This is a genomic window from Cellulomonas sp. P4_B5_2 (assembly GCF_056402235.1).
Map to the genome: position 1 here is coordinate 1 of NZ_JBFUHU010000279.1, position 8,328 is coordinate 8,328.

The following is an 8,328-nucleotide window of genomic DNA, read 5'->3' on the forward strand; positions in this document are numbered from 1 at the left end:
CGCCACACCGCCACACCCGACGCCCTCGCGCGGCGGGTGTGGCGCGCTGCCGTCTCGGTCGCGTTCTGGGTGGGCATCGCCGCCGTCGCGTGGCTGCTCTGGCCGACGAGCCTCGGCGGGTGCACCACCCTGACCATCGTCTCGGGGCACTCGATGGAGCCGACGTACTACACGGGTGACCTCGTCGTCGCGCGCTGCGGCGCACCCGCGGTCGGCGACATCGTGGTGTACCAGCCGCCGGAGCTGGGCGGCGGTCGCGTCATCCACCGGCTCGTGGCGGGCGACGGCGAGGCCGGCTGGCAGGCGCAGGGCGACAACAACAGCTGGATCGACCCCTTCACGCCCACCGACGCCGACGTCCTGGGCATCGCCGAGCTGCACGTCCCGAAGCTGGGCATGTTCGCCAGGGTCTTCGCGACCCCGTACGTCTGGCTCTCCCTGATCGTCATCGCCCTGGCCATCCTCGTGTGGCCCCGCAACGAGGACGACGAGACCGGAACCGATGAGCCCGTCGACACCGACGAGGCCGTCGACACCGACGACGCCGTCGGCACCGCGCAGGAGAACGTCCCCGTGGCCGTCGTGGGGGGGCGACCGTGAGCCGCCGGCTGCCGCGGATCCGCCGCCGCCACGCGCTCGTCGCCGTCGTCGGGGCGCTGCTGCTCGCCCTCGTCGGCGCCTCCCTCGCGCAGGCCTCGGCACTGACCCTCACCACGCGCCTCAAGCCCTTCATGACCAGCCAGAGCCGCTGCACCTCGCAGACGGTGGCGGTCACCAACGGCGCCACCTCGGGCACCACGTCGAGCGTCGTGCTGAGCAACGTCGACACCGCCGGCTGCTCCGGCAGGGCACTCGTCGTCACCGTGTACGACCCCACCGTCACCACGTGGCCCGCCGCGCGCCGGCTGGAGGCCACAGGCACCGTGACCACCGCGACGGCGACGCTGACTGCTGCGACCGGCACCTTCACGCCTGCTGCCGGGCTCAAGGTGCACGTGACGATCGGCGGCTGGCAGGTCCCGGCGACGTGGACCTACACGCCGCCGGCGGGCCCGGTGAACGTGTGCCAGGTCCGGAACGCCAACGGCACGCTGGACGCCACGAAGCCGTGCGCCATCGACGGTGCGGCCTCGTCGAACTACTGGGGCAGCGACGGCTCGGGCCAGGGCAACTTCAGCATCGACTTCAAGGCCCCGGGCATCTCCAACTCCCAGTACATCTCGTTCACGGTGACGATCCCGGGGGCGCCGGCCTGGTGGACCTGGTCCACCGCCGGGATCACGACGGCCAACAACGGTGCCCAGGTGACGTCGAGCTGCTCGGCGCTGCCGCAGCTCAGCGGCCGGCTGGCGGCCAACATCGGCGCATCGCCGGGCCTGTACGCCGCGTTCGTCGAGAACCGTGCGGGGCAGTCGGGGATCGTCTGCCAGATCCCCTGAGCGGTCAGTTCAGGGGTGACAGCTCCGGCCGCTTCGGCACACGCTCGTCGCCCGAGGACTTGCCGCGCAACCGACGCGTCGCCCAGGGGTAGACGTGCTCGCGCACCCAGGCGGCGTCCTCGCGCGCCTTCTGCATCCGCGGGGTCGGCGGCAGAGGGGTGAGCGGGTCGTCCCAGGCGGGGTCGTCGGGCTCCAGACCCAGCCCCACCAGCGCCCCCTGCGCCACGCGGGCGTGTCCGTCGGTGGTCAGGTGGATCCGGTCGTCGGCCCACATCCGCCAGTCGCGCAGCGAGCGCATGCCCCACAGGTCCACCACGTAGGCACCGTGGCGTCGGGCCATCGACCAGATGAGCGCGTTGTAGATGCCGACCCGGCTGCGCGTCGCCTTCACCAGCGGGCTGTCGGCGGCGTCGACCCCGGTGCCGAGCAGCACGTCGACCCCCTCCTCGCGCAGCCGGACGACGCCCGCCTCGAGGTTCCGGGCCAGCCGGTCGATGTCGGCCGAGGGCCGCAGGATGTCGTTGCCGCCACCGACGAGGCTCACCAGGTCGGGCTTCAGCTCGAGAGCAGCGGGCACCTGCTCGACGAGGATCGGCCGCAGCAGCCGCCCGCGGATGGCGAGGTTCGCGTACTGGAGGGGTGACTCGCCCGCAGCGGTGCGACGGTCCGACAAGTGCGAGGCGAGCAGGTCCGCCCACCCGCGCTGCGGAGCCTCGGGGCCGTCGGGGGAGTCCCACAGCCCCTCGGTGAACGAGTCACCGATCGCCACGTACCGGGACCAGGGCGGGGTCTGGATGCTCACCGGGACATTGTGCCCGCGCACGCGAACTCCTCAACCCCGCGTCGTGCCGGTCGATGGGCCGGGTGAGGACCAGGTCCCGGCCTCGGGGACTGGCGCGTCACGACGGCACCGCCGTGACGCCGGCGACGAGCAGGATGCTGGCGACGCCTCCACGCGCAGGACCGCGCCCACGGAGGGGAGCGTCATGACGTCGACCCGAAGACGCGTCGGCCCGTCGTCCGAGCGGCTGTTCTGGGCGGGATCGCTGGTCGCGCTGGCCGTCGCGAGCATGGTGGCCTCCGCACGCTTCGCCGACCAGGCAGTGGCCGGGCCCGGGGCCTCGGGGTGCGACACCTCAGCTGTGACCTGGGGATACGAGGTCGAGATCAGCCCGAGGACGGGCTCGTACTCGCTCGCCGGGGCGCGCTTCGACCGGGTGCCTCCGGAGTGTGCCGGCGCGGAGGCGGTGATCGTGTACCGCGACGCCGACCAGGTGCAGCACAGGTCCCACGTGGTCCTGGTAGCGGGCATGGTGGACCAGCTGGACCCGGACGTCTGGACCGCGTACTCGTTGACCGCCGCGTCCTGGGGGATCGTCGACGACCTGTGAGGGCCGTCAGGTCAGCGACCAGTCGACGGGCTGCGCACCCTGCGACACGAGCAGCTGGTTCACGCGGGAGAACGGGCGGGACCCGAAGAACCCGCGGCTCGCGGACAGCGGGCTGGGGTGCACGCTCTCGACCGTCGGCACGGACCCGAGCGCGGGCTTGAGCGACTGGGCGTCGCGGCCCCAGAGCACGGCGACGAGGGGGCCGCCGCGCTCGACGAGGACGGCGATGGCACGGTCGGTCACCGCCTCCCACCCGTGCCGCCTGTGCGACGCGGGCGCCCCCGGACGGACCGTGAGCACCCTGTTGAGGAGCATCACGCCCTGGTCGGCCCACGGGGACAGGTCTCCGCTGGTCGGGGGTGCCACGCCGACGTCCGCGACCAGCTCGGTGAAGATGTTTGTCAGCGACCGCGGCAGGGGCCGGACGTCCGGCTGCACCGAGAAGGACAGGCCCATCGGGTGGCCCGGCGTCGGGTAGGGGTCCTGCCCGACGACGAGCACGCGGACCTCCGCGAGGGGCCGCCGGAACGCCCGCAGCACGGCGTCGCCGGCCGGCAGGTAGCTGCGCCCGGCGGCGACCTCGTCGCGCAGGAACTGTCCCGCCGCACGGAGCTGGGGCTCGACGGGGGCGAGGGCGACGGCCCAGTCGGGGGCGACGAGCTGGTCCAGCGGCGCGGCGGTCACGCCCGCGAGGTTACCGATCCGACGCACGGCCGACGACTCGCGCGGCGCACGGGCGACGACGCGCCGACGGGAATGACACGTGTGTCATTACGGTCGTACGATGACGGCTGTCGGTCAGCACCCCCGGGTGCGGACCGAGCCCCGCGAGAGCACAGGAGGACGCATGGACGCCGCGACGATCGCCGTCGGTCACATCCCGGCACCCAGCAGTGTCCACGATCCCCGTCCGGCGGAGCTCTCCGAGCGCGACGAGCAGGTCCTCGCGTTCGAGCGGCAGTGGTGGAAGTACGCGGGCGCCAAGGAGTCGGCCATCCGCGAGCTCTTCGACATGTCGGCCACGCGGTACTACCAGGTGCTCAACGCCCTGATCGACGACCCGGCGGCCCTCGCGCACGACCCGATGCTCATCAAGCGCCTGCGCCGCATGCGGTCCTCGCGCCAGCGGGCACGCACCGCTCGCCGCCTCGGCGACGCCTGATCCACCCGTCTTTGCGTGCCGGCGTCCGCGTCCCTGCACGTGACACGGCCCACGTCCTGCCCCAGGTGGACCCGTCCCCATGGCCTGAGCCGTTAGCCTGTCCGCCGTGAGCAAGGCGGAGTACTCCTATCCCGAGGACGAGTTCGACGTCCCGTCGAACCCTGACGTCCCCCGAGGCGTGCATCGCGCCCCCCGCTCGGCGTGGAGCAGGTGGTGGCCGTTCCTGGTCGTCCTGGTCCTCACGCCGGTGCTCGCCTTCGCCGTGGTGAACTTCATGGCGCGCGACGGCAACCTCCCGTCCCTCCCGGGCACCTCGACGTCCCCGGAGGCGGAGGAGACGACGCCCTCCGACACCGCGACCGAGGGCGAGACGCCCACGGACACGGAGACCCAGCCGGTGGAGGAGCCTGCCGCGCCGACCCCCGTGATGGACACGCCGATCGTGGTGCTCAACGCCGCCAGCATCGGCGGCCTCGCTGCGGCGCAGGCCGAGAAGCTCACGACCGCCGGGTTCACGGCCGTCACCACCGGCAACACGGAGGCGACGACCGACGACTCGGTCGTGTACTACGCCACCGAGGACCAGGTGGCGACCGCGCAGCTCGTCGCCGACACGCTCGGCCTGGGCGCCCCCGTGCTCTCCGCGGCGGACGCCGGGACCGGCATCTCCGTCGTCCTCGTCACCGACCCGGACGCCTGATCCGGCCGCTCGCACGGACCCCGAGACGACCCTGGTCGGCGCGGGAGCGCGGCCACTAGGCTCACGCGCACCGGGCGCCGGCGGAGCGCCCGGCTCGAGGCGTCGAGGAGCTACGAGGAGTACGGCATGGCCCAGGGCATCGTGAAGTGGTTCAACGCGGAGAAGGSGTACGGCTTCATCACCCCGACAGGGGGAGGCCAGGACCTCTTCGTGCATTTCAGCGCGATCCAGTCGGACGGCTACCGGTCCCTCGAGGAGGGCCAGGACGTCGAGTTCGAGGTCGGGCAGGGCACCAAGGGGCCGCAGGCCGAGCAGGTCCGCGGCCTCTGACCCCGACGTGGACGGGCAGCGAGCCCGAGGGCGTGCGATGGGTGTCCAGGAACGTGAGCCAGCCGTCGGCCAGGTCGGCGTCACCGCTCTCCGCGGCCACCCACGCGTAGAGCGACGTCTGCGGCGTCCAGGAGACGCCGTCGTCGCGCCACCCGGCGCCAGGCGCCAAGCCGTTCGCGGGGCGGACCATCGCCACGGCCGACGCCCGCCACGCCTCGTCGGCACCCGGAACCGCGGTGGTGAGGAACGGTGGCAGCAGGAAGGCGCTCGCGGCGTCCGCGTGCTCGCCGTCCGCGTACCGCGCGAACCCGGTCGGACCGAACGCGCGGATCACTGCCACCTTGGAGCGGATCGCGGCGTCGAGCGCGGACCGGGCCAGCGCGTCGTCGTCCGTCAGCGGGAGGACCGTCGACGCCTGCTGCAGTCCCGCGACCAGCGGCGCGACCGTGCCGAGCGTGAGCGCGTCCTCGGGCACCTCCCAGTAGTCCGGTGACGCGGGCGGAAGGCCGTCGCCGCCGACGAGCTCGATCGCGTGCCGGGTGGAGCGCACGAGCATCGGGCGGAGCTCCTCGGCAGCAGCGGCGCGGTCGGCGGGGTCGGTGATCTCCGCGAGGACCAGGCCGGCGGCCCACAGCGCCCACCCGGTGCCGTCGGTCTGCACGCCGCGGTCGTCGGGCGGCCCCGAGCCGTCGGGCAGGTACCGCGCCTGGAAGGAGCCGTCCTGCGACTGCACCCGGTCGAGGAAGCAGAGGATCTCGAGGGCGTCGTCCACGTGGCCGGTCCGGGCCAGCGCCACGGCGACGAACGAGGCGTCGCGCGGCCACACGTAGCGCCACTTCTCCGACCAGGCCGCGACGGCGGCGCCGTCCGGGAGCATGAGCGCGTGCAGGTCCAGCAGTGCCGCGCGGGCCATGTCCTCGTACGGTCCCCCGACACCGGGGACGGTGCCGGACGCGAGCCAGGCGCGCTGCCGGCCGGCGACCGAGACGGCCGCGCGGATGGTGGCGCCGTGCCCGGCCGGGGCCTCCCCGGTGACCACGCGCGCGAGGGTCGACGCGGCGGGGTCGACGACGTGGGTGCCGGCCAGGAACGTCGCATCGGTGCCGACCGCCAGGGGCACCCGGAGATCGCCCGCGAGAGTGGTCAGGCCCTCGTGGTACAGCGGGATCGACGCGTACTCCGCGGCGGGCGCGGCGGCTGGTGGAGCCGGGGTCTCGACCGCCCGCGCCCCGGCGGGCGCCGTGGCGACGAACGTGGTGGTGGCCGCGACGAYGAGAGCCGTCGCGAGGATGCCGCCCGTGCGGCGAGACCGGTCCGTGTGCCGGCCGCGGTGCGACGTGTGCGCGGGCGCGACGATCTCGCCCGCGGTACGCCGACCGCCGGTGTCGACGTCCTCGTCGTGATCCTGCACACGCGCACGATAGCCCTGACGCGGTTCCTGAGGTGCCGCTCTCAGTGAACGCTGCTTGCACTCTCGGGGGTCGAGTGCTAACCATTGGACTTAGCACTCTCCGGTGGAGAGTGACAGAATCACCACGGCCGTCCGGTGAGGGCCGTCGCACGCGGGACAAGACCGCGGGTGACGTGCCCGTCCGTCGCGGGCACCCTCGGCCGACCCGAACCCAGTGAAGGATCACAGCCCCATGGCCAAGATCATTGCCTTCAACGAGGAGGCCCGCCGCGGCATCGAGCGGGGACTCAACATCCTCGCCGACACCGTCAAGGTCACCCTCGGCCCGAAGGGCCGCAACGTCGTCCTGGACAAGAAGTGGGGCGCCCCCACGATCACCAACGACGGCGTCTCCATCGCCAAGGAGATCGACCTCGAGGACCCCTTCGAGAAGATCGGTGCGGAGCTCGTCAAGGAGGTCGCCAAGAAGACGGACGACGTCGCGGGCGACGGCACCACCACCGCCACCGTGCTCGCCCAGGCGCTCGTGCGCGAGGGCCTGCGCAACGTCGCGGCCGGCGCCAACCCGATCGCGCTGAAGAAGGGCATCGAGAAGGCCGTCGAGGCCGTCACGGCCGCCCTGCTCGCGCAGGCCAAGGAGGTCGAGACCAAGGAGCAGATCGCCGCCACGGCCGCGATCTCCGCCGGCGACCAGGCGATCGGCGACCTGATCGCCGAGGCGCTCGACAAGGTCGGCAAGGAAGGCGTCATCACCGTCGAGGAGTCCAGCGCGCTGGGCCTCGAGCTCGAGCTCACCGAGGGCATGCGCTTCGACAAGGGCTTCCTGTCGGCGTACTTCGTGACCGACCCGGAGCGCCAGGAGGCCGTCCTCGAGGACGCCTACGTGCTGCTCGTCGAGTCGAAGATCTCGAACGTCAAGGACCTGCTGCCGCTGCTGGAGAAGGTCATCCAGGCCGGCAAGCCGCTGTTCATCGTCGCCGAGGACGTCGAGGGCGAGGCCCTGGCCACGCTCGTCGTCAACAAGATCCGCGGCCTGTTCAAGTCGGTCGCCGTCAAGGCTCCCGGCTTCGGCGACCGCCGCAAGGCGATGCTGCAGGACATGGCCATCCTCACCGGTGGCCAGGTCGTCTCCGAGACCGTCGGTCTCAAGCTCGACACGGTGGGCCTCGAGGTCCTCGGCACGGCGCGCAAGATCGTCGTCACCAAGGACGAGACCACCATCGTCGAGGGCTCCGGCGACGCCGCCCAGATCCAGGGCCGCGTCTCGCAGATCCGTGCCGAGATCGAGAACTCCGACTCGGACTACGACCGCGAGAAGCTGCAGGAGCGCCTCGCCAAGCTCGCCGGTGGCGTCGCCGTCATCAAGGCGGGCGCGGCCACCGAGGTCGAGCTCAAGGAGCGCAAGCACCGCATCGAGGACGCCGTGCGCAACGCCAAGGCGGCCGTCGAGGAGGGCATCGTCGCCGGTGGTGGCGTGGCGCTCATCCAGGCCGGCAAGACCGCGTTCGAGGGCCTCAAGCTCGAGGGCGACGAGGCGACCGGTGCCGCGATCGTGAAGCTCGCGATCGAGGCTCCCCTCAAGCAGATCGCGATCAACGCCGGTCTCGAGGGTGGCGTCGTCGTCGAGAAGGTGCGCAACCTCCCCGTGGGTCACGGCCTCAACGCCGCGACCAACACGTACGAGGACCTGCTCGCCGCGGGCGTCAACGACCCGGTGAAGGTCACGCGCTCCGCGCTGCAGAACGCGGCGTCCATCGCCGCGCTGTTCCTCACCACCGAGGCCGTCGTGGCCGACAAGCCGGAGCGCAACAACGCGCCGGCCGGCGGTGGCGGCGAGGACTTCGGCGGCGGGTTCTGATCCGCAGCTGATGCGCTGAGTACCACCTAGTACGGCC

Annotated in this window: 9 protein-coding genes; 7 read left to right on the plus strand and 2 right to left on the minus strand. The window is 72.5% G+C overall.

What is annotated here, in order from left to right; genetic code table 11:
- Positions 1-600: S24/S26 family peptidase (locus tag AC1DUQ_RS17360; protein WP_477074218.1), on the plus strand; the 600-nt coding region annotated here is incomplete at its 5' end.
- The gene (locus tag AC1DUQ_RS17365) at positions 597-1,439 is read left to right on the plus strand and encodes a hypothetical protein (protein WP_477059993.1); all 843 of its coding nucleotides are present in this window, start codon (positions 597-599) and stop codon (positions 1,437-1,439) included. The genes AC1DUQ_RS17360 and AC1DUQ_RS17365, both read left to right, overlap by 4 nt.
- Before the next feature lie 4 nt (positions 1,440-1,443).
- On the opposite strand, the gene AC1DUQ_RS17370 is transcribed toward AC1DUQ_RS17365, so the two are convergent.
- Positions 1,444-2,241 carry an SGNH/GDSL hydrolase family protein gene (locus AC1DUQ_RS17370; RefSeq protein WP_477059994.1) on the minus strand — a complete coding sequence of 266 codons (798 nt, stop codon included), beginning with the start codon at positions 2,239-2,241 and terminating at the stop codon, positions 1,444-1,446.
- Positions 2,242-2,425: 184 nt separating this feature from the next.
- Between AC1DUQ_RS17370 and AC1DUQ_RS17375 the strand changes: the two genes are divergently transcribed.
- A complete protein-coding gene (locus AC1DUQ_RS17375; RefSeq protein WP_477059995.1) occupies positions 2,426-2,830 on the plus strand; it encodes a hypothetical protein in 405 nt (134 codons plus the stop codon).
- A gap of 6 nt (positions 2,831-2,836) precedes the next feature.
- On the opposite strand, the gene AC1DUQ_RS17380 is transcribed toward AC1DUQ_RS17375, so the two are convergent.
- Positions 2,837-3,514 (minus strand): uracil-DNA glycosylase, encoded by a 678-nt coding sequence (locus AC1DUQ_RS17380; RefSeq protein ID WP_477059996.1) that lies wholly within the window; start codon positions 3,512-3,514, stop codon positions 2,837-2,839.
- Between the two features lie 163 nt (positions 3,515-3,677).
- Between AC1DUQ_RS17380 and AC1DUQ_RS17385 the strand changes: the two genes are divergently transcribed.
- The 4 genes from AC1DUQ_RS17385 to groL all read left to right on the plus strand — a co-directional run bounded on the left by AC1DUQ_RS17385 (position 3,678) and on the right by groL (position 8,291).
- Positions 3,678-3,992 (plus strand): DUF3263 domain-containing protein, encoded by a 315-nt coding sequence (locus tag AC1DUQ_RS17385; RefSeq protein WP_477060808.1) that lies wholly within the window; start codon positions 3,678-3,680, stop codon positions 3,990-3,992.
- 106 nt (positions 3,993-4,098) lie between these two features.
- Complete coding sequence (locus AC1DUQ_RS17390; RefSeq protein ID WP_477059997.1) at positions 4,099-4,692, plus strand: LytR C-terminal domain-containing protein; 594 nt, start codon at positions 4,099-4,101, stop codon at positions 4,690-4,692.
- Positions 4,693-4,818: 126 nt separating this feature from the next.
- The gene (locus AC1DUQ_RS17395; RefSeq protein ID WP_477074219.1) at positions 4,819-5,022 is read left to right on the plus strand and encodes a cold-shock protein; all 204 of its coding nucleotides are present in this window, start codon (positions 4,819-4,821) and stop codon (positions 5,020-5,022) included.
- A 1,643-nt stretch (positions 5,023-6,665) separates the two neighbouring features.
- On the plus strand, positions 6,666-8,291 hold the full coding sequence (gene groL / locus AC1DUQ_RS17400) for a chaperonin GroEL (protein WP_477059999.1): 1,626 nt from the start codon (positions 6,666-6,668) through the stop codon (positions 8,289-8,291).
- The last annotated feature ends 37 nt before the right edge of the window (positions 8,292-8,328 follow it).